24 protein-coding genes are annotated in these 22,227 nt (G+C 49.7%); 15 read left to right on the top strand and 9 right to left on the bottom strand.

Annotated features, from left to right (window positions below; translation table 11 throughout):
- Nucleotides 1-19: 19 nt before the first annotated feature.
- Nucleotides 20-643, top strand: a complete 624-nt coding sequence (locus tag ACYQ1O_RS04075) for a biliverdin-producing heme oxygenase (RefSeq protein WP_459990356.1) — start codon at nucleotides 20-22, stop codon at nucleotides 641-643.
- Here ACYQ1O_RS04075 and ACYQ1O_RS04070 read toward each other — a convergent pair.
- Genes ACYQ1O_RS04070 through gcvH form a run of 5 tightly spaced genes read right to left on the bottom strand, consistent with a single transcriptional unit; the run spans nucleotide 640 to nucleotide 3,812 of the window.
- Nucleotides 640-1,230 carry a Uma2 family endonuclease gene (locus ACYQ1O_RS04070; RefSeq protein ID WP_459990355.1) on the bottom strand — a complete coding sequence of 197 codons (591 nt, stop codon included), beginning with the start codon at nucleotides 1,228-1,230 and terminating at the stop codon, nucleotides 640-642. The two genes, ACYQ1O_RS04075 and ACYQ1O_RS04070, sit on opposite strands and share 4 nt — an antisense overlap.
- A gap of 40 nt (nucleotides 1,231-1,270) precedes the next feature.
- A complete protein-coding gene (gene mazG, locus ACYQ1O_RS04065; RefSeq protein ID WP_459990354.1) occupies nucleotides 1,271-2,074 on the bottom strand; it encodes a nucleoside triphosphate pyrophosphohydrolase in 804 nt (267 codons plus the stop codon).
- Nucleotides 2,075-2,086: 12 nt separating this feature from the next.
- Nucleotides 2,087-2,995, bottom strand: a complete 909-nt coding sequence (locus ACYQ1O_RS04060) for a carbohydrate kinase family protein (protein ID WP_459990633.1) — start codon at nucleotides 2,993-2,995, stop codon at nucleotides 2,087-2,089.
- 36 nt (nucleotides 2,996-3,031) lie between these two features.
- Nucleotides 3,032-3,391 carry a diacylglycerol kinase gene (locus ACYQ1O_RS04055; RefSeq protein WP_459990353.1) on the bottom strand — a complete coding sequence of 120 codons (360 nt, stop codon included), beginning with the start codon at nucleotides 3,389-3,391 and terminating at the stop codon, nucleotides 3,032-3,034.
- Nucleotides 3,392-3,428: 37 nt separating this feature from the next.
- On the bottom strand, nucleotides 3,429-3,812 hold the full coding sequence (gene gcvH, locus ACYQ1O_RS04050) for a glycine cleavage system protein GcvH (protein ID WP_459990352.1): 384 nt from the start codon (nucleotides 3,810-3,812) through the stop codon (nucleotides 3,429-3,431).
- A gap of 157 nt (nucleotides 3,813-3,969) precedes the next feature.
- Here gcvH and grxC point away from each other — a divergent pair, with 157 nt between their 5' ends.
- From grxC to ACYQ1O_RS04025, 5 genes are all read left to right on the top strand, one after another.
- Nucleotides 3,970-4,224, top strand: coding sequence for a glutaredoxin 3 (gene grxC / locus ACYQ1O_RS04045; protein WP_459990351.1), 255 nt, complete (start codon nucleotides 3,970-3,972; stop codon nucleotides 4,222-4,224).
- 92 nt (nucleotides 4,225-4,316) lie between these two features.
- A complete protein-coding gene (locus ACYQ1O_RS04040) occupies nucleotides 4,317-4,523 on the top strand; it encodes a DUF1289 domain-containing protein (protein WP_459990350.1) in 207 nt (68 codons plus the stop codon).
- Between the two features lie 64 nt (nucleotides 4,524-4,587).
- Nucleotides 4,588-5,187 carry an MBL fold metallo-hydrolase gene (locus ACYQ1O_RS04035; RefSeq protein ID WP_459990349.1) on the top strand — a complete coding sequence of 200 codons (600 nt, stop codon included), beginning with the start codon at nucleotides 4,588-4,590 and terminating at the stop codon, nucleotides 5,185-5,187.
- 44 nt (nucleotides 5,188-5,231) lie between these two features.
- Nucleotides 5,232-7,646 carry a fatty acid cis/trans isomerase gene (locus ACYQ1O_RS04030; protein WP_459990348.1) on the top strand — a complete coding sequence of 805 codons (2,415 nt, stop codon included), beginning with the start codon at nucleotides 5,232-5,234 and terminating at the stop codon, nucleotides 7,644-7,646.
- 115 nt (nucleotides 7,647-7,761) lie between these two features.
- Nucleotides 7,762-8,082 (top strand): hypothetical protein, encoded by a 321-nt coding sequence (locus ACYQ1O_RS04025; RefSeq protein ID WP_459990347.1) that lies wholly within the window; start codon nucleotides 7,762-7,764, stop codon nucleotides 8,080-8,082.
- Between the two features lie 17 nt (nucleotides 8,083-8,099).
- On the opposite strand, the gene ACYQ1O_RS04020 is transcribed toward ACYQ1O_RS04025, so the two are convergent.
- Genes ACYQ1O_RS04020 through ACYQ1O_RS04005 form a run of 4 tightly spaced genes read right to left on the bottom strand, consistent with a single transcriptional unit; the run spans nucleotide 8,100 to nucleotide 11,259 of the window.
- Nucleotides 8,100-8,780, bottom strand: a complete 681-nt coding sequence (locus tag ACYQ1O_RS04020; RefSeq protein WP_459990346.1) for a (5-formylfuran-3-yl)methyl phosphate synthase — start codon at nucleotides 8,778-8,780, stop codon at nucleotides 8,100-8,102.
- A complete protein-coding gene (locus tag ACYQ1O_RS04015; RefSeq protein WP_459990345.1) occupies nucleotides 8,777-9,337 on the bottom strand; it encodes a DUF447 domain-containing protein in 561 nt (186 codons plus the stop codon). The genes ACYQ1O_RS04020 and ACYQ1O_RS04015 overlap by 4 nt, the downstream gene beginning before the upstream one ends.
- Before the next feature lie 3 nt (nucleotides 9,338-9,340).
- Nucleotides 9,341-10,726 (bottom strand): DUF6513 domain-containing protein, encoded by a 1,386-nt coding sequence (locus tag ACYQ1O_RS04010; protein ID WP_459990344.1) that lies wholly within the window; start codon nucleotides 10,724-10,726, stop codon nucleotides 9,341-9,343.
- Nucleotides 10,723-11,259: a flavoprotein gene (locus ACYQ1O_RS04005; protein ID WP_459990343.1), complete on the bottom strand. Its 537-nt coding sequence runs from the start codon at nucleotides 11,257-11,259 to the stop codon at nucleotides 10,723-10,725. The genes ACYQ1O_RS04010 and ACYQ1O_RS04005 overlap by 4 nt, the downstream gene beginning before the upstream one ends.
- A gap of 73 nt (nucleotides 11,260-11,332) precedes the next feature.
- Here ACYQ1O_RS04005 and folP point away from each other — a divergent pair, with 73 nt between their 5' ends.
- From folP to ACYQ1O_RS03960, 9 genes are all read left to right on the top strand, one after another.
- Nucleotides 11,333-12,154 (top strand): dihydropteroate synthase, encoded by an 822-nt coding sequence (gene folP / locus ACYQ1O_RS04000; RefSeq protein WP_459990342.1) that lies wholly within the window; start codon nucleotides 11,333-11,335, stop codon nucleotides 12,152-12,154.
- Between the two features lie 290 nt (nucleotides 12,155-12,444).
- Nucleotides 12,445-15,147, top strand: a complete 2,703-nt coding sequence (locus tag ACYQ1O_RS03995) for a SpoIIE family protein phosphatase (protein ID WP_459990341.1) — start codon at nucleotides 12,445-12,447, stop codon at nucleotides 15,145-15,147.
- Nucleotides 15,144-16,265: a PhnD/SsuA/transferrin family substrate-binding protein gene (locus tag ACYQ1O_RS03990; RefSeq protein WP_459990340.1), complete on the top strand. Its 1,122-nt coding sequence runs from the start codon at nucleotides 15,144-15,146 to the stop codon at nucleotides 16,263-16,265. Before ACYQ1O_RS03995 ends, ACYQ1O_RS03990 begins: the two co-directional genes overlap by 4 nt.
- Nucleotides 16,266-16,633: 368 nt before the next feature.
- Nucleotides 16,634-16,840, top strand: coding sequence for a type II toxin-antitoxin system HicB family antitoxin (locus tag ACYQ1O_RS03985; protein ID WP_459990339.1), 207 nt, complete (start codon nucleotides 16,634-16,636; stop codon nucleotides 16,838-16,840).
- Nucleotides 16,837-17,049, top strand: coding sequence for a type II toxin-antitoxin system HicA family toxin (locus ACYQ1O_RS03980; protein ID WP_459990338.1), 213 nt, complete (start codon nucleotides 16,837-16,839; stop codon nucleotides 17,047-17,049). The genes ACYQ1O_RS03985 and ACYQ1O_RS03980 overlap by 4 nt, the downstream gene beginning before the upstream one ends.
- An 80-nt stretch (nucleotides 17,050-17,129) precedes the next feature.
- Nucleotides 17,130-17,894 carry a type II restriction endonuclease gene (locus tag ACYQ1O_RS03975; protein ID WP_459990337.1) on the top strand — a complete coding sequence of 255 codons (765 nt, stop codon included), beginning with the start codon at nucleotides 17,130-17,132 and terminating at the stop codon, nucleotides 17,892-17,894.
- A gap of 63 nt (nucleotides 17,895-17,957) precedes the next feature.
- Nucleotides 17,958-18,923, top strand: a complete 966-nt coding sequence (locus tag ACYQ1O_RS03970) for a DNA adenine methylase (RefSeq protein ID WP_459990336.1) — start codon at nucleotides 17,958-17,960, stop codon at nucleotides 18,921-18,923.
- Nucleotides 18,924-18,930: 7 nt separating this feature from the next.
- A complete protein-coding gene (locus tag ACYQ1O_RS03965; protein WP_459990335.1) occupies nucleotides 18,931-20,868 on the top strand; it encodes a heme lyase CcmF/NrfE family subunit in 1,938 nt (645 codons plus the stop codon).
- Nucleotides 20,869-21,029: 161 nt separating this feature from the next.
- Nucleotides 21,030-22,184 (top strand): transglycosylase SLT domain-containing protein, encoded by a 1,155-nt coding sequence (locus tag ACYQ1O_RS03960; RefSeq protein WP_459990334.1) that lies wholly within the window; start codon nucleotides 21,030-21,032, stop codon nucleotides 22,182-22,184.
- The last annotated feature ends 43 nt before the right edge of the window (nucleotides 22,185-22,227 follow it).

Genomic DNA, 22,227 nt, shown 5'->3' with positions numbered 1-22,227 from the left:
TCAACCTCTACACTTAAACATGAACAACCCAACAACATCTCAAGACACCATCATGGCGCGCCTAAAAACCGGAACGAACGATGCCCATCGGTTTTTAGAAAAATCATCTTGTTTTAAACGCTTGTTCGCCAGCGACTATCAAGTGGTTGAATATTCAAAACTATTAAGTTATTTCTATGGCTATTTCCAAGGCATGGAAAGCATTTTGTTTGCCGACTTGCCCGCACACTACCGCAGTGTTTTGGCTTACCGAGCCAAAACCCACTTACTGTCTGAAGACCTGAAAGCCTTTGCCATCGACGAAAGCGGCTTACCGGTATGCCATGATTTGCCAGAAATGCAATCGTTAGCCCAAAAGCTCGGCTGTTTATATGTTTTGGAAGGTTCGATGTTAGGCGGACAGGTGATTGCCCGTCATTTAAAAGGCCATTTTGGTGAAGGCTTACCCGCAACCGCGCTGAATTTTTATCAATGCTATGGGGCAAATTTAATGCAGGAATGGCAAGGCTTTGCCAGTTTTATGAACCGCTATTTTGAGACGGCTAGCGAGGAAGATTGTGTCGCGGCAATCCATGCCGCCAACGCCACGTTTATGGCGCTGCAAACCTGGGTGGATAAGCAAGCGGCTGCCGAGACCGTTTAATAGTCGTTGGGCAAACGCGCGCTTAATTCATCCCATTGGATGGCGATGTCCGGCAAAATGCCGACGCGCGTTTCGCCTTGCAGTTCGTAGATGTCCGGTTTGGCAAATTCGCCATCAATCAGACGGTAAACCGTCAGCACCTTGTCGGTAGGGTGAACCAGCCAATATTCGCGGACACCGTGGCGTTCGTAAACTTGGCGTTTTTTGATTTGGTCGTGTCCGGCTGTGGACGGCGACAGCACTTCCACCACCCAGTCGGGCGCGCCACGCACGCCGCGCCTGTCCAATTTGCTGCTGTCGCAAACCACCAACACGTCAGGCTGCACCACAGTGTCTATTTTGGCATCGTCTTCGTGGTGTTTGGGCAAGCGGACATCAACAGGCGCAATGAAGACGCGGCACGACTTGCCTTTTAAAAAATTGGCGACTTGCCGGTAAAGTTCCCCTGCCACATCTTGATGCGCCAAATCCGGCGCGGGCGACATGGCATAGGCATAGCCGTCGATCAGCTCGTAACGCACGTCGTCAGGCCACGACAAGTAATCGCCGTAACAATGGTAAAGGCTATCTTTTAACGCTAAGCCCATCGTTGTCACCTCGTTTATTGCGTGCAAATAATGCTTGTTTTTAATTGGGTTTTTTCAGTTTTACCTTGGCTTCATCCCAGAAAGCATCCAGTTCTTCCAGCTCGCAATCCATCAGGGCTTTGCCTGCCGCCGCCACTTGTTCTTCAATGTAGTTAAAGCGTTTGGTGAATTTTTGCGTTGCTTCTTTTAAGGCCAACTCAGGGTTGACTTTAAAGTGCCGCGCCAAATTGACCGCCACCAGCAACAAATCGCCGATTTCTTCTTGGATGTGCGCCTGATCGCCCGATTGCCAAGCTTCCCGCACTTCCTCGACTTCTTCCAAGACTTTGTCGAAGACAGGATCGACGCTTTTCCAATCAAAACCGTGCTGGGCGGCGCGGTCCAAGGTTTTTTCACAGGCCATCAAGGCTGGCAGGCTTTTGGCAATGCCCGCCAACACGCTGGTGTTTTCCGGTTCGGCGTTTTTGGCTTGGCGTTCCTCCGCTTTGGCCTTTTCCCACGCTTGGTGGCGTTCTTCGTCAGTGTTAAAAATGGCATCGGCAAACACGTGCGGGTGGCGGCGGATGAGTTTTTCGCTAATGCCCGCCGCGACCTGTTCAAAATTAAACAAGCCGTTTTCCTCGGCAATTTGGCTGTGGAACACCACCTGGAGCAACACATCGCCCAGCTCGGCACGCAAATCGTCGATGTCGTCGCGCTCAATGGCATCGACCACTTCGTAAGATTCTTCAATAAGATAAGGGATCAAGCTGCGGAAAGTTTGTTTGACATCCCACGCGCAACCGGTTTGCGGATGGCGCAGTTGCGCCATGATGTCGAGCAATTGCTGGGTCTGCTTGAGCATATGCGGAACCTGTCAGAAGGTGTAGCCAAAATTGTCATGGAAACGCTGGCGGAATTCCGCCATGCTGAACACATGGTTTTGCGTGCCGTGCTGTTCGATTTTAATCGCCCCCATTAACGACGCAATACGTCCGGTGGTCGGCCAATCTAAATCGTTCATCAGCCCGTACAACAAACCAGCGCGATAAGCATCGCCACAGCCGGTCGGGTCGCTGATGCTGGCGGTTTGGGCGGCGGGAATATCAGTGCACTCGCCTTGGCTGTAGATTTTTGAGCCTTGCCCGCCCAAAGTGATGATTAAGGCTTGTACGCGTTCCGCCAGTTGCTCTAAAGACAGGCCGGTACGTTCTTGCAGCAGTTCAGACTCATAATCGTTAAGGGTCACCCAGGTGGCCTGATCGACCAACTTCAGCAATTCTTCGCCGTTGAACATCGGCATGCCTTGGCCTGGATCGAAAATAAACGGGATGTCCAGCTCGGCAAACTGTTCGGCATGCAGCATCATGCCGTCTTTGCCATCGGGCGAGACGATGCCGATGCTGATGTCGCCATCGGTCGGTACACCTTGCAACTGCGAAAAGCTCATCGCACCAGGATGGAAGGCAGTGATTTGGTTACCGCCTTCATCCGTGGTGATGTAAGCCTGGCCTGTGTATTGATTGTCCAGCACGCGGATGTATTGGCTGGACAAATGCTGCTGGCTCAGCCATTGGCTGTAAGGCTCAAAATCATGCCCGACGGTCGCCATAATCAGCGGCTCTTCGCCCAACAGCTTCAGGTTATAGGCAATGTTGCCGGCACAACCGCCGTATTCGCGGCGCATCACCGGCACTAAAAAAGATACGTTCAGAATGTGTACTTTTTCAGGCAATATGTGGTTTTTAAAGTGGTCATGAAACACCATGATGGTGTCGTAGGCCATTGATCCGCAAATTAACGCGCTGCTCATAGTTGTCCTTTAAAGTAAAATTAATGCCCAGGTGAATGCCGCCCAAGCCAGCGACAGCGTCACGGCGGCGGAGCCAATATCTTTAGCGCGGCCTGACAATTCGTGATGCTCGAAACCAACACGGTCAACCACCGCTTCAACAGCAGAGTTGAGCAGTTCGACCAGCAATACCAGCACAAGGCTGCCGATCAGCAACAGCTGTTCAATGGCAGAATTACCCCACCACAATGCCAGTGGCGTACCCACCAAAAAGATCAAAATTTCTTGGCGGAATGCTTCTTCGTTTTCCCAGGTGGCTTTAAAGCCTGCAGCCGAGAAGAAAAACGCATTGACGATGCGCTTTAAACCCTTTGCATTTTGATTTGCCATGCGAATTATGTTTATAGATTGATTAGGTTCAACAGGCTTATTCGCCTATCATTTCACGATAGCCCGCGCTGTCCATGAGCACATCCAAGGCCGACAAATCATCGGCTTTGATGCAGAACAGCCAGCTTTGGTAAGGATTGTCGTTGACTTCTTCCAGCTTATCCAAAATGGCCTCGTTGACGGCGATAATTTCACCGCTGACGGGGCTGTACAAATCGGATGCCGTCTTCACCGACTCGACCACCGCGCATTGCTCTTGCGCCTGAACTTGCCGGCCTAGCGCGGGCAGCTCAATGAACATCAAATCGCCCAATTGCGCTTGGGCATGGTCGGTGATGCCGACTTTGACGATAGCATCCTCTTCCACAACAACCCACTCGTGGGAAGTGGCGTATTTTAAATTTTCCGGTATGGCGCTCATGGTGATCTCTCAAAAAACAGCACTGGCTGGATAGAAGTTAGCGACGGCTTGCCGTTTGACGGCACACGTCTGGCGGTTTCGGCGCAAGCAAGCTTAATTGAACATGGCCTTTTTTACCGCTAGAATGACCGGCAATATTAACAAACATTAGCAGCTCATGCCTAAGATACTGATCTACACCACGCAAATCTGCCCATATTGCATCATGGCAAAACGCTTGTTGGACAAAAAAGGCGCCAGCTATAGCGAGATTAATGTGGATGCCAAACCCGGCTTGCGTGAAGAGATGATGCAAAAAACCCAACGCCGTACCGTTCCGCAAATTTATATTGGCGATTACCATGTCGGCGGTTTTGATGACTTGTACGCCTTGGAACAACAAAAAAAACTGGATGCCCTGTTGGTCTGTTAACGCCGACCCATCAGTAAACAACTTATTTACTTAAAAATAAGCCCCACCACTTGCCAGATGCCTAAGCCATTATAAAATGGCAGGGTATTTAAATGCCCAATCCCCAATTAATGGAAACAACGCCCACACCTATAGTATCTCCCTGTGTCAGGCTTTGCTGCTTGGATAACAACGACATTTGCATGGGCTGCTTTAGGTCAATCAGTGAAATTACCGGCTGGGCGAGTGCCAACGAACAAACCCGCCGCACTTACCTTGCCAAGTCAGAACAGCGGCGTAAACTTTTTAAGAAAGATTAAGCCAAACAGATACGCTAATCAGCGAAAGCCCGCATTGAGCGCTTAACGACTAACCGAGACTTTTATGAAACAATTGCACAGAAACGATCTGTTTAGCTGGTCGGCGTTTAATGAAGAGCGCAATTTGGACTTTCATAGCGTCTTATGGGTGCGTGATGGCGGCAACGTCTTGATTGACCCGCTGCCCTTATCAGCACACGACTGGCAGCATCTGCACAGCTTAGGTGGAGCGGCGCATATTGTCGTGACCAACAGCGACCATTGCCGCGCCACCGCTGAAATTGCCCAAGCGACAGGCGCAAAATTATACGGGCCGGCAGCTGAAAAACAGCAGTTTCCGCTGGCTTGCGACATCTGGCTGCACGACCATGAAAGCATTGTGCCGGAGCTGGTTGCCTACCAGCTAGATGGTTCGAAAACGCCAGGCGAATTGGCTTTAGTCTTAAAAAGCACAACCTTAATCACCGGTGACCTGATCCGTTGCCATGTCGGTGGCGAATTATGCCTGCTGCCAGACGGTAAATTAACAGACCGCGACAAAGCCGTGCGTTCGATTAAGCGCATCGCCAGCCTACCTGCCATTGAATCCGTATTATCGGGTGACGGCTGGCCCATTTTTAGCCACGGCAAAGCAGCCTTACAAAAGCTTGCCTCATCGCTATAACTCAACAACGCCTTTTTTGTTTGAACCACTGAATCCATATCATAATGCTTAGGTTATCCGCCTTAAAATCCATACTGTTCTTTATTTTCTGCGGCTGTCTTTTAGCGGCTTATTGGGGTCTTTTTAACCGCTTCCTACCCAAGCCGCCCAGCCAGCTAGCGCGCAAAAACCACACATTAATCCTTTCCGACTTTACCCATAAAAGCGGGCAAATTTCGTTTAGCAAAGACGTCAAACCCATTTTGGACACCCGCTGCGTCGCCTGTCACGCCGGCGAAGACGCGCCCTGCCAATTGCAGCTGTCCTCATATGATGGACTGGCTAGAGGCTTATCCAAACAACCGGTTTATGATAATTACCGCCTGAACGCCGCCCCCCCCAGCCGGTTGTTTCTTGACGAGACCACAACCAAAGACTGGCGCAAACAAGGCTTCTACCCTGTGCTTAACGAACACGCGCCTTTTCCTGAAATCAACTTAAACCGCTCGGTGCTGGCAAAATCGCTGCATTTGAAGCACATCAACCCGCAACCGGTACAAGGCAAACTACCTGACGAGATCGCCCTCAATCATGACCGCAGCTTGCAATGCGCCAATTTAGAGGAGTTTAAAGATTTCCAAGCCAACCATGCCTTATGGGGCATGCCTTACGGCCTGCCTGCGCTGACCGAAAACGAATTGGAAACCTTGCTCAATTGGATACAAGACGGTGCCAAATCTGACTTTAAAAAAGAACTGTCTGCCAGCGCACAAGCGGACATTAAAAAATGGGAAGACTTCTTAAACGCCAATACGCCCAAACAACAACTGACCGCCCGTTATTTATACGAGCATTTATACAGTGGCGATCTGCACATAAAAGGCCAAGCCAACAACGAATTCTACAAACTGGTCAGATCAAAAACGCCGGGCGGACAAGCGATTGAAGAAATCCGTAGCGTACGGCCTTTTGACGCCCCAAACGCCAATCCTTTTTACTACCGCTTACGCCCGATTGTCAGTAGCATTGCCGATAAAGACCATTTCGTCTACGAGCTTAGCGACGAAAAAATGGTGCGATTGGAAACGCTGTTCTTAAAGCCCGAATACACCGTCAACCAATTGCCAGGTTATGACCAAGAATCAGCTGCCAATCCCTTCAAAACATTTGCCGAATTGCCCGCTATAGCGCGTTATCAATTCCTGCTTGACGACGCCGAATTCTTCTTTGCCGGTTTCGTCAAAGGCCCCGTTTCAATGGGCAACAGTGCCTTAACGGTTATCCGCGACCAATTCTGGGTAGCGTTCATCAAACCACAAAGCGAATTTAACGCCCAAACCACGCAATTTTTAGCCGACAACGGGCAATATTTGGGGTTGCCCGCTTCAAAGGGCGAAGTGATCGGTTTTGCCGAATGGCAAAAATTGGCTGACCTGCAAGAACAATACGTGACGAATAAAGACACTTTCGTCAACAACGTACTCTTAAACCAACAGCCAATAGACCTGAACTTTATTTGGAACGGCGACAGCCACAATGATAACGCCTTGCTCACCGTATTCCGCCACCATGACAACGCCAGCGTCACCAAAGGTTTGCTGGGCAAATCGCCCTTAACGGCCTGGGTAGTCGATTATCCCTTGTTCGAGCGCATCCACTACCTGATGGTAGCAGGCTTTAACATCTACGGCAGCGCCGCGCACCAAGCCACCACGCGCCTGTACATGGATTTGCTGCGCGTGGAAGCGGAAAATAATTTCCTAAAATTCGTTCCCGCCAACGCCCGTACCGCCATTTACGACAGCTGGTATCAAGGCATTGATTTTAAAATGTTCAGCGGCTTCCATGCGCCAACGTTCAGCACCAGCAAAGAACCCGCCATCAGCTATCAGACCAGCGACATCAAAAACGAGTTTTTTGAAAAAATCCAGCAACAGCTGGAACCTGACAAGCAGCACGCCGACACTATCAACCGCTGCCAACAAATACCTTGTTTAGCCGCTAACCGTTCACCCGAACAACAACAAACCGACACGCTGATGCAAGAACTGGCTAACTTAAGGGGCGACCAAATTAAAGCCTTGCCAGAAGTGTCTTTGCTGCGGATTAAAAACGCATCAGCGGACCAAGATAGCGTGTACACCCTCATCCGCAACAAAAAGTTACTGAACGTTTCTTATGTTTTTGCCGAAAAACTGCAACGGCAGCCAGAACAAGACACATTGACCGTTGTCCCTGGCTTTATGGGCAGCTATCCCAACCAGTTTTTTACCGTGTCCACCGAGCAGCTGGGCGACTTTATCAGCCAGCTTAAACTCAGCAAAAACAACCCCGATGCCGAACGTTTCTACAGCCAATTTGCCATCCGCCGCACCAACCCTGATTTTTGGCAACACTACGATTGGCTCAACAAAAAATATATTTCATTACAAACACTTAACTCAGGAATTTTAGATTTAAGCCGTTATGAAAATTTATAGAACATTGTTTTTTATTTAAAAACAAAATAGTTATTGCAATTTGGGGAACGTCTTCTATGCTTTGTCAATCGAACAGACACCATTATTCGAAAACGTTCAGGGAACTGTAGTGAAGATGAACATCATTGATTTAAGAACGAACCTGCGGCGTGCCGCAGAAGACCGGCGCAAAATCGAACGACGCAAAAATCCGCATCCGTTTGGTTCTGCTGAATGGCTTGCTTATTTAAGCGAGAACGACATTGAAGCACCAACCGAAGACGGGCGGGATTCGGAAAGGCGCGCAATAAAAAACCGCAAGGAATCCGACCAGCGAAGCTCGTCTGATGACATAAGCGAAGAACGGATCAAATTTGAAAAAAAATACGAACGTATTTTCTTAACGCCTGCCGAGCGCAAGCTACTGGAAGATATGTATTTAACAGATTTGGACTGATCTTAAATCAGGGAGGCCTATGCGTTTAAGGCTTCCCTTACCGCCTTTAGACGCTGTTCATCAATGCGCGCAATACGCTGATGTTGCATACATAAGGCCCCGCGAAAACCCAAATAGTCTGCTTGGAATCGCATCAGCCCAGCAATATCAATCAATCTTAACGACCCCGCCAATCCGCACAACAAGCCTAATTGCTTGGCTTTGCTGACAAACCGACCAATATCCTCAGACGACATCACCGACGTTAACGCACCTTTTTGCTTATCCATCGTATCCAACATCACGCCAGTGAATCCGTGTTCTTTCAGTTTTGCAATCACGGCAAAATCGGGCGGGTTGTCGGCAAACAAAACGGCAATCAGGCGGATACTCCGATCGTTATTCAACACGTCCAATTGTTTTAGCGTCGCCAGCCAATCCCCGCCTGGAAAAAAACCAATTTTTACATAATCGACACCCGTTGCCGCCATCGCCGTCACCGCTTGGGCAACCGTTTCCGGGTGCATGGGCAAATCGCCAATGGTGGCGCTCACCGGACAACGTCCATTAATGGCGGCAACAATTTGCCGTACTTCATCAACTGGCAACGCGCCTAACGCACCTTGCGCGGGTTGTTTCAGATCAATGATGTCAACCTGCGCGGTCAAAGCCAACAAGGCTTCAGCCAAACAATTGACGCTTGCCAACATGCCGCTCATGATGACCGTCCTTGATGCGCATCAATCACCACCATCAACCATTGCCAGGCTTCCAGTTCACGGGGACCGGCGGTTTTTTCGAAACCGATTTTTAAATAAGCGATTTCTGTCGCAATTTTTTCCGGCGGCAACCATTGTAAACGGCTGATTAAAATGGCGGCTTCCAGTACCGAAAATTGGGCGCGGTTAAAACCTTGGAACGGCGCGTGGTTGACGGTATACACAGCCTTACAGAACAATTTCGGGCGGGTGGCGTCATCTTCGACAGAGTCCAAAACCAGTTCCGTATGCGCCAAAGCACCCACCAACACACTGCCCTGGACTTTTTCAGCAGGCTGTACAGGCCAATCGCGCCGACCAGTTAAGCAACCCGCAAACACGCGCACGTCGTCGCAATAATTCAGCACCGCCGACCCCGTAGCCAATATATTGTCTAAGGTAGTCGACGGGCGGAACGGCAAAATAATAAAGCGGTCGCCGTCGATATGGATGCCCATTGGGGCAATATGGACAAGTCCTTCGGCATTTTGGCTGGTGACAATCGTTTCTTGGATCATGATTTATTTTTTTAAGGTGCTACCTGCCGGTTTAAAGGCGTGTAAGTCCACTTCTGAGTTATTTGTTGCAACCGCGCAACCCCAATTTAACGCTTGGTCTTGGGTAAAACGCTTGCCCAATTGCCAAGCGATTTGCGCACGCGCCAATTCCACCCCCAAGTAGAAGGCATGACCGCCGTCGTTTTCGACCTGTAATTGGGGGTATAAATCGAAGGGATCGGTAGCCGTGTGCAAGCCATCGCGGTTGAAAATATGCACGCCGTCGCGGCTGGTTTGGATGCGGTAACTGGGGTCGCGGATTTCGCCTGCCAATTCGCCAATTTCCGCCGCCGAATATGGGAACGGTGCCGCTTCATGCAAAGCCAGCAAGTCGGGGCTGATGTGTTTGGGCAAAGTGTTGTGGTTTTTAGCTGCCAACAAGATACGCCGCGCGACATCAGCTTCTTTAATGGCGCGGCAAGCGTGCTGGCTGACTTCGGTCGCCAAAATATGGTTGATGTTAAGCTCCGAACAAATGCCCAGCAACAACGCGTTCATGCCAGCGGTATCGGCATGGGTCAGTTCGGTGATATTGCCCACGCCCATCATCATTTCTACGTCGGGATGCTGCTGGCGCACTGTGTGATAGCGGACGATGGATTGGGTGAAGCCAAAGTGGATGGGATCAAGAATCGGGTCAACAATAAAATCTCGGCCTTTGGCCTGCATACCGGCAATAGCGCGGTCTAATGATGCCAAGTCTTCGTGTTTTTCAGGGATTAAAATCGGCGTGGCGGCGACTTCGTCGGCAATCCACAAACTGCTCTCATGCAGGCTGAGCAAAAAATCAGCACCGGCTTTGCCGCCGCGCAGCAAATCGTCATTTTCTAAAGAATCGACGCTGACTTTAAAGCCCTCGTGTTTTAACGCTTGGATCAGTTCTTCCAAATGCGGAAAATCCGTGCTGGGCAAGCAACCAACGTCGACGACATCGGCTCCGTTAGCGCGATAATAGTCGGCGCGCTGCAAACATTGTTCGATGCTTAAATACGGCGCATCGGTAATTTCGGCAAAAATTTTCACCTGATACTGGCTTAAATCGTAAGCTTGCGCGGCTTTGCCAAAAAAGCGCGGCAAATCTTTCAGCTCTTCCGGACCACGCGCCACCGGAATGCCCAATTGTTCCGACAAGGCCGCCACATCGCCACGGCAACGCCCCGGCAGTAAAATGCGGTCGGCACCAAACGTGTCGGACAAACGCCGCGCCACCATATCGGTGGTCATCAACGCTGCCACCTTCAAACCCAACTGGTGGACGGTATAGCTGAAATCCGGCTGCATTTTTTCCAAAATGGCGTTGAGCTGCTTTTCCGCCAGCTTGCCGGTCAGGAACAGGATATGTTCGCTCATGCCAGCCCGTTCAGTCTTGCCGTGACAGCGGCAACCAAGGCATCAACGCTATCGACAACATGGGTGTACTCAAAAGAACGCAATTGCTCGGTGCTGTGCAAATCGATTTTGCGCGGATAAACCATCACTTTACCGCCAGGCGCGGTGGTTTCCATTTCGGGAGCGATGTCGCACGGATAAACAATGCTGGGAACACGGCATTTACCCGCTTGCGAATAAAGATTGGTGACCAAGTTGTCGGCGATGCCCAACACACATTTGGCGACGGTGTTGGAAGTGGCAGGAGCCATCACAAAGGTATGGTAATAGCCTTTGTAAAAATGTCCGACTGGCGGCGATGAGGCGGTTTTGTCGCGGTAGACCGGCATTTTGGCGCGGATGTCATCCAGGCCAATGCCGTACATTTTCAGCACTTCTTCACCGGCTTGGCTGAGGTATAAATCCACGTCCTCAAGGGTGAGCAAGAATGCCAAGCATTCTTCTATATAATGACCGGAACCGGTAATGGCCCAGGCTAAACGGGGTTTTTTCATGATCCTCAACACACGTAACGTTACGCCGCATTATAACCGAATCTAACCACCGCAACGCACAGGAGCTTCAACCATGATCAATCCCGACGCAAAACCTTTGTTGATGGGCATTTTGAATGTCACGCCCGATAGTTTTTCGGACGGCGGGCGTTACAACTCGGTAAGCAGCGCCTTGCAGCAAGCGGAAAAAATGGTCGCTGAAGGCGCGGACATCCTCGATATTGGCGGTGAATCAACCCGCCCAGGTTCCGATCCCGTTGACCCTGCCGAGCAAATACGGCGGGTCATTCCGGTGATTACCGCCATTAGGAGCCACCTGCCAAAAACAGTGCAACTGAGCATTGACACCACCTCCAGTGAAGTGGCAGAAGCCGCTTTAGAAGCGGGCGTAAACATTATCAACGACGTTTCGGCAGGCAATGACGATGCCGCCATTTTGGCCTTAGCCGCACAAGCCGATGTGCCGGTTATTTTGATGCATTCGCTGGGCGCACCGAAAACCATGCAAGACAACCCACATTATGACGATGTTGTGCAAGAGGTGCTGGAAGCATTGCTGCTGCGCGTCAACACCGCCCAAGCCGTGGGCATCCAAGCCGACAAAATCATCATCGACCCCGGCATCGGCTTTGGCAAACGCAAGCAGGACAATTTGGCTTTGCTGGCGCATTTGGAACAACTGGTCGGCTTAGGCTATATGGTCTTGTTGGGTACCAGCCGCAAACGTTTTATGGGGTCCATTTGCCAAGTGGATAACCCTGCGCAACTGGTGACGGCTACAGCGGTAACAACTGCCTTGGGCGTGCTGTCAGGCGTGCGGATTTTTCGGGTACACGATGTGCTGGAAAATCGCCAAGCCCTTGAAGTTGCTTGGGCTATCAAATGCTCCAAATAGCCTAAATCTTGCGTTTTTCAAGCCAAATAAAAAAAATTATTTTATCGCTACTATTCCCTTTACATTGACAATATGTCTGCTATTTTTCAACACGCATAACAAATCTACCGGTTCGTATATTTTTGTGCCTTTACATTTTGTGGTGCCTTTGGCGATGAAATAAAAAATTACTCGTGTTTTTATTTCAAGCGATTGCCCACTAAGCATTGCTTGTGGCAAAGCAAGCCTAAAAAAATAATAAATAATGCGCAATGACGCATCAATAATAATAAAAACAGAGGAGTATAACGATGCAAGATTTATTTCGGCGTGTCGTCAGTAGAATGCTTGAACAGTACGCGACGGTACTTTTAGTACTGGGCGCGGTTGCTACCGTCACCTACATGGTACTCATCACCGACATCCGTAGCCAAGAAGGTAACGCGCGGTTGGTTAAAATGAGTACCGAGCAAGGCAAAATCATAGAGGAAATCAACAACGCCTTGCTGCAAAAAACCTTTATCGAAGATAAAAACGAAATACGTAAGCTGGATGCCAAAATCATCTCCAACCTGACCCAGCTTGACCAATCCCATTCTTCACTCCGTGAAGGCCAACGCTTCGTCAAAGAAGGCGACCGCTTGGTGCATGTTACCGGACAATTGTCAGACGAACTGCGGCTGATTTATTACGATAACACCAAGCCGTTAGATACCATGATTCGTGAGTATCTCAACATTGTCCGCGAGCTTTACCGCCTGCCCCCCAGCGAGTTGGACGTACAAAGCCCGTTGTTTTCCAAACTGCTGCTGACCTTATCGCCCCGTGTGGTGGAAGAACTTTCCAAAGTCAGTGCCGTCCATCAAAAGCAAAGCGAGTACATGTTAGGCCGCTTAGCCAACAAACAGCATATCTTCTTCGGCATTTCCTTAGCTACCTTGTTCTTGGTGGGTTCGTTGCTGCTACAACCGTTGGTGGACCGCTTAAAAGAAATCGCGTTAAAAATGCGCCAAGAAAAAGCCTTTGCCGACAACGTAATTAACACAACCCAAGCATTAATTATCGGCTTGGATGCTGACGCTAACGTGGTTTTGTTCAACCACCACGCCGAAGAAAACAGCGGCTGGTCAGAGCAAGACATCAAAGGTAAAGACTTTTTTGGGCAGTTTATCCCTGAAAATGAACAAGACGACCTGCGCTTGCTGTTTATCGAAATGATGTCCGGCAATCTGGAATACGCCGACCAAATCGAAACCCGCATGCAAGTCAGTACCGGCGATTACCTGAACATTATCTGGAATCCTACCGTCATTAAAGATTCCAAAACTGAATTGCCATTGATGTTCTTGGCAACCGGCATCGACATCACCGACCGCAAAGAAGCCGAAGAGCAAGTCCGTAGTGCCAACGCCGAATTGGCGCAATTGACCGACCGTCTGCAAGGCGAGGTCAACTTGGCGGCGACCTTGCAACGTTCTATCTTGCCGCAACCGGTGATTGAATTGCCCGGTATCCAAGGCTTGGCAAACCTGCTCACCTCCAGTGAGGTAGGCGGCGACTACTACGACTACTACAAAGTCGCAGGCCACCATAGCATTATGCTGATTGGTGACGTCAGCGGCCACGGGGTAGCGGCAGGTACGATGGTGGGTGCGGCCAAAGCCGGTGTTTATCCACTGATCCATGAAGGCATCACCAGCCCTAGCGAGATTTTGAACTCACTTAACGAAACCATGCGCGCCACCGCCCAGCAATCTTTGCTGATGACCATGGCCTGCTTAAGTTTGGATGCCCGCAACGGTAAATTGGTGTTTGCCAACGCCGGTCACGTATTGCCCTATTTGCTAAGAAACAACGCGAAAAAATGGGAAATGCTGGAAGCGTCCGGCTTACCGCTGGGCAAAAGCGCCGATTCCGATTACCAAGAAACCGCCATCGAAATCACCCTTGAAGTAGGCGACCGCTTGTTCCTGTACACCGACGGTTTGGTGGAAGAAGAATCACCCAGCGGCGAAGTGTTTGGTTACGACCGTTTGGAAGCCATCCTTAACGCCAATATCGACACCGAACACCCCGAAGTGCTGCGTAACACCATCATGGATGCGTTAAGAAGGCATTGCCGTGGCACCGCCTACACCGACGACGTGACCGTGATGATTATCAGCCACTCCGACCGTGTTATCCAGGCCGCTGCCAGCAACGAAGTCAGCGATATTATCCGTATCTCAGAAAACTTCTACCGCCAAGGCGAACATCCCATCCCACGCATTTCCAAAGAATACGTGGTGTTCTTGGCGGAAGACGGCTATGCCGATTTGCTGAAACGTTTCAGCCATGACGGTATCTGCCGCGTTTTGCCACGGCATGACGACTTCTGCAAAAAACTGGGCTGGAACCACCTGCTTAGCCAACACAACCAATCACCCGATGATGACTTGTATACGCTGATCCCAGGCAAAGCCGAATATCGGCAATTCCAGCTGACCCATACCGACGACAAAATCTTCATCATGGAAGAAATCCAATCTTGGTTGAACGACCAAGCCAGCTTGCCGAAAGACCAAGTGGAAGCTTTGATGATTATTCTCGACGAAATGACCGAAAACAGCTTGTACGCCGCACCCCGCGACGGTAAAGGCGTGGCTTATTATGCCAAAGGCGAATCGCGCGAATTGTCAGAACACGAAGAAGTCCGTATCGACATTGCTGTCGGACCTGACATCTTAGGGTTGATGATTACCGACAACTGGGGAACCTTAATGCCCGGCGTGTTCCTGCGCAGCATTGCCCAAGCCATGGAAGAAGGCGTTGAAGCAGGGGTCGGCGGCGTTGGTATTTACATGATGTGGCGTATGTCCGATTACCTGCAAATCCGTGTCCATCCACAAAAACGCACCCAAGTGACCACATTGTGGGACTTGAACGGCACTGTGGATATGTCGGTTGATTCCGGCTTCCAATTCCTCTATCACAGCGAATATGAAGCATCCTATCAAGCGAGGGCACTGGTATGAGCAACTCTTTTACAATCAAACCTGTTTCAGAACAGGACAACAACTACCGTTTCGACTTTATCGGTTCTATAGACGCCCATGCCACTACGGTGCTGGACACGCTCAGTTCAATTCCCGCGAAAGCCACCGTACTGCTCGACTTTAGCCAAGTCGAGCGGGTCAATTCGATGGGCTTGTCGCTGCTGCTGAAGCTGTTTGAAGAATGGGAACAGAAAAAAATCAAAGTCGAAGTGCAAAAACTGGACCGCATGGTCAACATGCTGTTCAAAATCACCGGCCTTGGACGCTTTGTCAAAACCGAAGGCCAAGCGGCAAGTACAGGCAGTGCGACAGGTATCAACCCTGAGCCGCCACGCCATGCCGAACACAAGGCTCAAGAGCCAACCGCCATCCACGACAAGCTTAACTTTGTCGCCAGCCTGCAATCAGGACAACAGCTGACCGGTTGGTATTTGCTGAACACCTACTTGCAACGGCGGATGAAAAAAGCCATCCATTTTGAACAAAACATCGACGCAAACGATGCCGCCAGCACCGACTTGCTGTTCGCCAAGCCGTTTGAAGCCTGTTCAATGATAAAGGAATACGGCTTTGTACCGGTGATGCGTCCCCTGTCAGAATGTGATGAAGTGGTGATTTTGACCCGTTCCGACGACAACCGCGCCTTGGGCGATTTCGAAGGCGTCACCGTCGGCACCGCCACGCAAGACAGCTTTGTCTATTTGCTGGGGCGGTTTTTATGCGACGAAAGCGGTTTGGATTCGGCAAAATTCAATTTTGATTTTGCCGGCAATGAAATCAAAACCTTGCAATCGCTGATCCGCAAAAAATGTGATTTGGTGTTTATGCTGAAAAAAACCTACGAAGGTTTATCTTCGTTCAGCCGCAACAACGTCCGCAAACTGGACGAAAGCCAAACCAATTTTGCCTGCCATTTGTTTTGCGTTGCCCCGCAACTGAAAGCAGAAGGCGATTTATTGGCAGAAATTTTGATGGAAATGGCCAACGACGAACAAGGCAAAAAAATCTTGCAGGATATTCAAATCGACGGCTGGGCAAAACCCGAAGAAGGCGAGCTGAAAATGCTGCAAATGGTTTACAACCAATACGTGGTTTAAGTAAACGGATTCCGGCAGGGATTGCCGGAATTCCCCCCTTACAGGGACGTAGCCTACAGACTTCAAGCAATCAAGTTTAAGGTATTGACCGCACCAGCGGTATACACCATAATCCAAACCCATAACGCCCCTGAGAGTACACGCCTCCCGCAATAGTGAGGCGTTGCCATCAGGGGCTTTTTTATTGGTATCGGGCAGCCAAAAACAGTGTTTTGGAACAAGGAATTGGCATTAGCGGGCATTGGTTATGGTGTAATGGACAACCATTAACCTAATCGTCTCAAATAACTCACTCAGTACCCGCTTAATATGAACCACAGCGATTAATTGTTAACCATTACCTGAGCCGCTAACTTTCTGGAGACAACATGAATTTTCATATCGAATACGAACTTGAAGATGATGGGCGTTGGCTGGCGGAAGTGCCAGAAATTCCTGGCGTACTCACCTACGGAGCAACGGCTAACGAAGCGATGGCGAAAGCCGAAGTGCTGGCACTTCGTGTACTTGCTGAGCGGATTGAATCAGGTGAAAGCCAAGCGATGGACATCAATATCGAACTTGTTGCCGCATGAGCCAATGGCCTTCAGTAAAAGCTAAGCGCGTTCTTGTCGCATTATTGGCGATTGGTTGGGAAATCAAACGCCAAACAGGTTCGCACCGGACATTATCCCGTGATGGCTGGCCTAATTTTGTGTTTGCTTTTCATGATGGCGAAGAAATCGGCCCGCGCATGTTGGCGCGAATTGCTAAGCATACGGGGTTGATGCCAGAAGATTTATAGCCCCCCCAGTTTTTTGCATTCATTTTTAAAAAACTGATAGTAATTTTTCAAAAAATTGGAAACAACTTTAATTAAATCAAATGACAGATAAAGAACTGTTTGCAGAAAAGCTCGAAACCTTTGTTGCTGATCTTAAAGATCACATCAGCACAAGCGATGGGCAATGGACAATTAAAGGCTTTATAGATATTTTTCAAAACGTGTACACAATTTCGTCAGATACCAAAATTGTGTCCAAAATTCTTGAAATTCATTTGTTTCCAAAAATTCTGCATTTTGCAAAAACCAATGGATACAAAGTTGTCTTGGCAGAACATCAAAACTATTATCCAGACATATCATTCGTCAAAGCCGATGATGAATCGGTTAGATTCGCCGTAGATTTTAAAACCACTTACCGAAACCCAAAGAAACCACATTTATGTAACGGCTTTACTTTGGGGTCGCATGGCAAATACTTTGAGCATCGTACCAGCACCAAAAATATCCAATTTCCTTACGGTTCGTACTCAGGTCATTTTTGTCTAGGCATTATTTATGACAGAACTGAAGGCGCAACAATTGACGAAACCCAATCGCGTCGAATTGACGAGCTTTGTTCAATTGCATCAGTAGTTAAAAACTTTCAATTTTTTGTTACTGAAAAGTGGAAAATCGCTAGTGATAAAGGCGGTAGTGGCAATACGGCAAATATTGGCAGCATCAACAATATCTCCGACATCATTACAGGTCGCGGCATGTTTTCAAAATTAGGCGAACACTGGTTTGATGAGTATTGGATGAATTACAAAAAAAATCACGGTTCAAGACGGAAAAGGCGATACCAGAAAAATATCAACGCTTAGGGAATTTGTAGAATATAAAAATGGCGATGTATCTTTGGTTGTGGATAAGCGTAACGGCGAAGCATGAGCATCAAAGTCAATGTTCCTCCCATCAAATCCCAAGGCATAAAAACCAAGCTCGTGCCGTGGATAAAAAGCATTATCCCTGCCGATTTTGATGGCATTTGGATTGAGCCGTTTATGGGTACGGGTGCAGTGGCGTTTAATGTCGCACCGGAACGGGCATTGTTATGCGACAGCAACCCGCATTTGATTAATTTCTACACAGGCATTGCGTCTGGCTCCATCACGCCGGAAAAAGTGAAAGCGTTTCTGGAACACGAAGGCGGGCAATTATTGGCGCAAGGTGAGGCACATTATTATTTTATTCGTGAACGCTTCAACGCCGAACATGCGCCGCTGGATTTTTTGTTCCTCAACCGCGCCGGATTTAATGGCATGATCCGTTTCAACCGCAAAGGTGGTTTTAATATTCCGTTTTGCCGCAAGCCGCAACGTTTTGCTCAAAGCTATGTCACAAAAATTACCAATCAAGTGGCGTGGGTCAGCAAGCTGATTAAGGCCAAACAGTTCACGTTTAAATGCCAAGATTTTAATGCCACGCTTGCCGAGGCTTCGCTGTCGGACTTAATTTATTGCGATCCACCTTATATTGATCGGCATGTTGATTATTACAATGGCTGGAATGATGCCCAAGAGCGAGAATTGTTTGCTAAATTGTCGGCTTTTTCTGGCAAGTTTATTTTATCGACATGGCATCATAATGATTACCGCGAAAACGATTATATAAAGGCGTTGTGGTCACAACATCAGGTTTTGACGCGCGAACACTTTTATCATGTGGGCGGCAAGGAAGCGAACAGAAGCCCGATGATGGAAGCGTTGGTTACAAATTTTAATGCGCTGCCCGAAACAGACGGACACGCGCCGATGCAATATTCACTTTTTGCTACGCCGACAATACAAAGCCTTAACAATGAGCTTTTTATTCCATCAACAAACATCAGCAATAACGCCGCGATAGGCTAAAAAATCAATGATCCCAGAACTAGGCCACTTTTCCCTTATCCTCGCCCTGTGCATGGCGTTTGTCCTTGGTACGTTGCCGATTATCGGCGCATTCCGCAATATTTCCGGCTGGATTGCCGTCGCCAAACCCGCCGCTTTCGGGCAGTTGTTGTTTATCGCCATTGCCTATGGCTGCCTCACTTACAGCAGCTTAGTCCATGATTTTTCCGTGGCTTACATCGCCAGAAATTCCAACACCGCGTTGCCGACTTTATATTTGGTATCCGGCGTTTGGGGCGCACATGAAGGCTCGTTGCTGTTGTGGGCGTTGGTGTTGTCGTGCTGGACGGGTTTGGTCGCGCAGTTTAGCAAAGCCATTCCTGAAACCACCGTGGCGCGGGTGTTGGGCGTGATGGGTTTGGTGTCGATTGGCTTTTTGCTGTTTTTGTTGCTCACCTCTAACCCGTTCGAACGCTTGTTCCCCGCCCCGCCAGAAGGCCGCGATTTAAACCCCTTGCTACAAGACCCTGGCCTCGCCATCCATCCGCCGATGTTGTACATGGGCTATGTCGGTTTTTCTGTCGCCTTCGCTTTCGCCATCGCCGCATTATTGGAAGGGCGATTGGATGCCGCTTGGGCACGTTGGTCGCGTCCGTGGACGAATATGGCGTGGATGTTCCTGACCATCGGCATTGCGCTGGGCAGTTGGTGGGCGTATTACGAACTCGGTTGGGGCGGCTGGTGGTTTTGGGATCCGGTCGAAAACGCCTCGTTCATGCCGTGGCTAGTCGGCACGGCTTTGATGCACTCGCTGGCGGCGACGGAAAAGCGCGGCGTATTTAAAACTTGGACCGTGTTATTGGCGATTTTTGCGTTTTCGCTGAGCTTACTCGGCACGTTCCTCGTCCGTTCCGGCGTGTTAACTTCCGTCCACGCCTTCGCCAGCGACCCGACGCGCGGCTTGTTCGTGCTGATCTTTTTGGCGATTGTCGTTGGTGGTTCGTTGCTGTTGTACGCCATCCGTGCGCCATCTGTAAAAAGTAGCGCGACTTTTGAAATGGTTTCCAAAGAATCGGTGATTTTGCTGAACAACGTGTTGCTGGTGGTTACCGCAGCCAGTATTTTGCTCGGTACTTTGTACCCGCTCATCATCGACGCGCTGGGTTTAGGCAAAATCTCCGTCGGCCCGCCGTATTTCAACGCCGTGTTCATCCCGTTGATGGCACCACTCGCGGTTGCCGTTGGCTTTGGCGTATTGTTGCGCTGGAAAAAAGACAGCATCGGCGCACTGGCGGCACGGGTGCGCTGGTTAGTCGGCGGCTGTGTCGCGGGCGGTTTGGTTTTGCCGTTGCTGATGCCGTTTTATTCTTGGGGCGCGGTGTTGGGTTTGACCTTGGCCTTGTGGACGGTTGCCATCAGCGTGTTGGCGTTTATTGATCGTTTGGGTGTTAAAGGTTTTTCTTTACAACGACTTGCCAGCATCCCATCCGGCTTTTACGGCATGACTTTAGCGCATTTGGGCATTGCCGTATTCGTCACTGGCATCACCTTAACCAGCGTTTACAGCGTCGAAAAAGACGTACGCATGGCACCGAACGAAAAGCTGGATATGTCCGGCTATATTTTTGAATTCCACGGCGTAAAAGAAACCCAAGGCGCGAACTACGTCGCCCAACAAGCCTTTTTAACCGTCAGCCACAACGGCGAACAAATCGCCCAACTCGAACCGCAAAAACGCGTCTACCAAGTACAAACCATGCCCATGACCGAAGCGGCGATTGACGCAGGCTTGTTCCGCGATTTATTCGTCGCCATCGGCGAACCGCTAGGTGATGAAGGTGCTTGGAGTTTGCGGATTTACTATAAATCCTTCATCCGCTGGATTTGGTTAGGGGCGTTGTTTATGGCAGCAGGGGGATTGTGTGCGGCTTGTGATCGGCGTTATCGAACCAGCAAAACACAATAAGCATCTGCCCGCCTTGCTTGTCGGCAACGCCATTTAAAAGCAAACAGATGAACTCCGCTGCAAAGCGCGTTACTATAGCCCTGCCATTGTTTTGTATTGCGGAGTATTACGTTGAGCCTTGATAATCTTAGCCTTATTAATCGCTCTGCCGGAGTCTGCCCATGAATCAGCCAGCGCCTAAGCGGCCTGCCCGCAAAACCGTTAGCGGCGAGCCGTCGGCAACCCCAGCGAAGCCGCCCCGAAGCAAACCCAAGCCGCTCAGTGAAGGCGGCGATCCTGTCAAAAAACCACGTAAACCCCGCACAACTGCCAGTAAAAAAAGCCCGCCTCCAAAAACCACAGCCGCCAAAGCCTCCATCCGCCACAAAATCATGTTGGCAAGTTTAGAGACTTTCGGGCTTGCCGTTTCGGCGGTGTTTGCCATTGTGGTGTTATTGGGTTATTCGGCTGGGCGTTTTTCTGGCACGAATTTAGTCGATAGCTTGCTGCCGTTTGCCTTGGGTATTTTGGTTTTGGTGGTGGTGAGTGCGTTGGCGTTGATTGCGTGGTGGAAACTGCGGAAGTGGTTGCAGGCTTTTTCGCATGTGATTGCACCGGTTTTATCGGTCAGCCTGGCGTTAACGATAGGCTGGCTGGCAATGCACGATAACTTCACGTATGCCTTCGGGCAATTTAGAACGCTGGTGGGCGGCAAGCATGAAGCGGAGCGGGTCACGCTTACGCATCAGGTGTTTGCGGCATACCGGCGACAAAATCCACTGAATTTGCAAACGCTGCTTAACCGGTCGCAAATGTATAACAGCGCCATTGCCGAAGCCGCCAAAACCTTTGCGGTCGATGCCAATTTATTGCAAGGCATTGCCGCGACAGAATCGTCTTTTATGCCGCGCGACAGTAACGACGGCGGACATGGCTTGTTCCAAATTACGCTGGTGCCGAAAGCGGTATTGGCGCAAGTGGCAAAAACACTTGCCGTAAACAAACCCGACTTCAATAACCATCGCCACAATGCTTATATTGCCGCCGCCACTTTTAAGTATTATCTGGCGCAGATGAACAATGATTTGTTTTTGGGTTTGTTGGCTTACAACATCGGCCCGACCAACGGCGGTTTGCGCTTTATTATGCAGCAATACGGTGTCACCGATTTTGTTACTATCCAGCCGTACTTACAGCAATTGCCGCGTGATTATCCGATCCGAGTGCTGACTTATGCCTTAGCGTTTAGATTGTGGCAGCAAGAAGGCAAATTGCTGGCTTATGAAGAAGGCAAAAATGCGCTGAAGATTCAGCGCATCGGTATTCCTGGTTTGTAAACAGGACCAACTAAACATTCAAAGCGCATCTTCCGCAGCGCCC

The organism is Methylosoma difficile (assembly GCF_054657615.1).
Note: the sequence above shows the minus strand (reverse complement) of the source record. Positions and strands in the feature narration are given on the sequence as shown.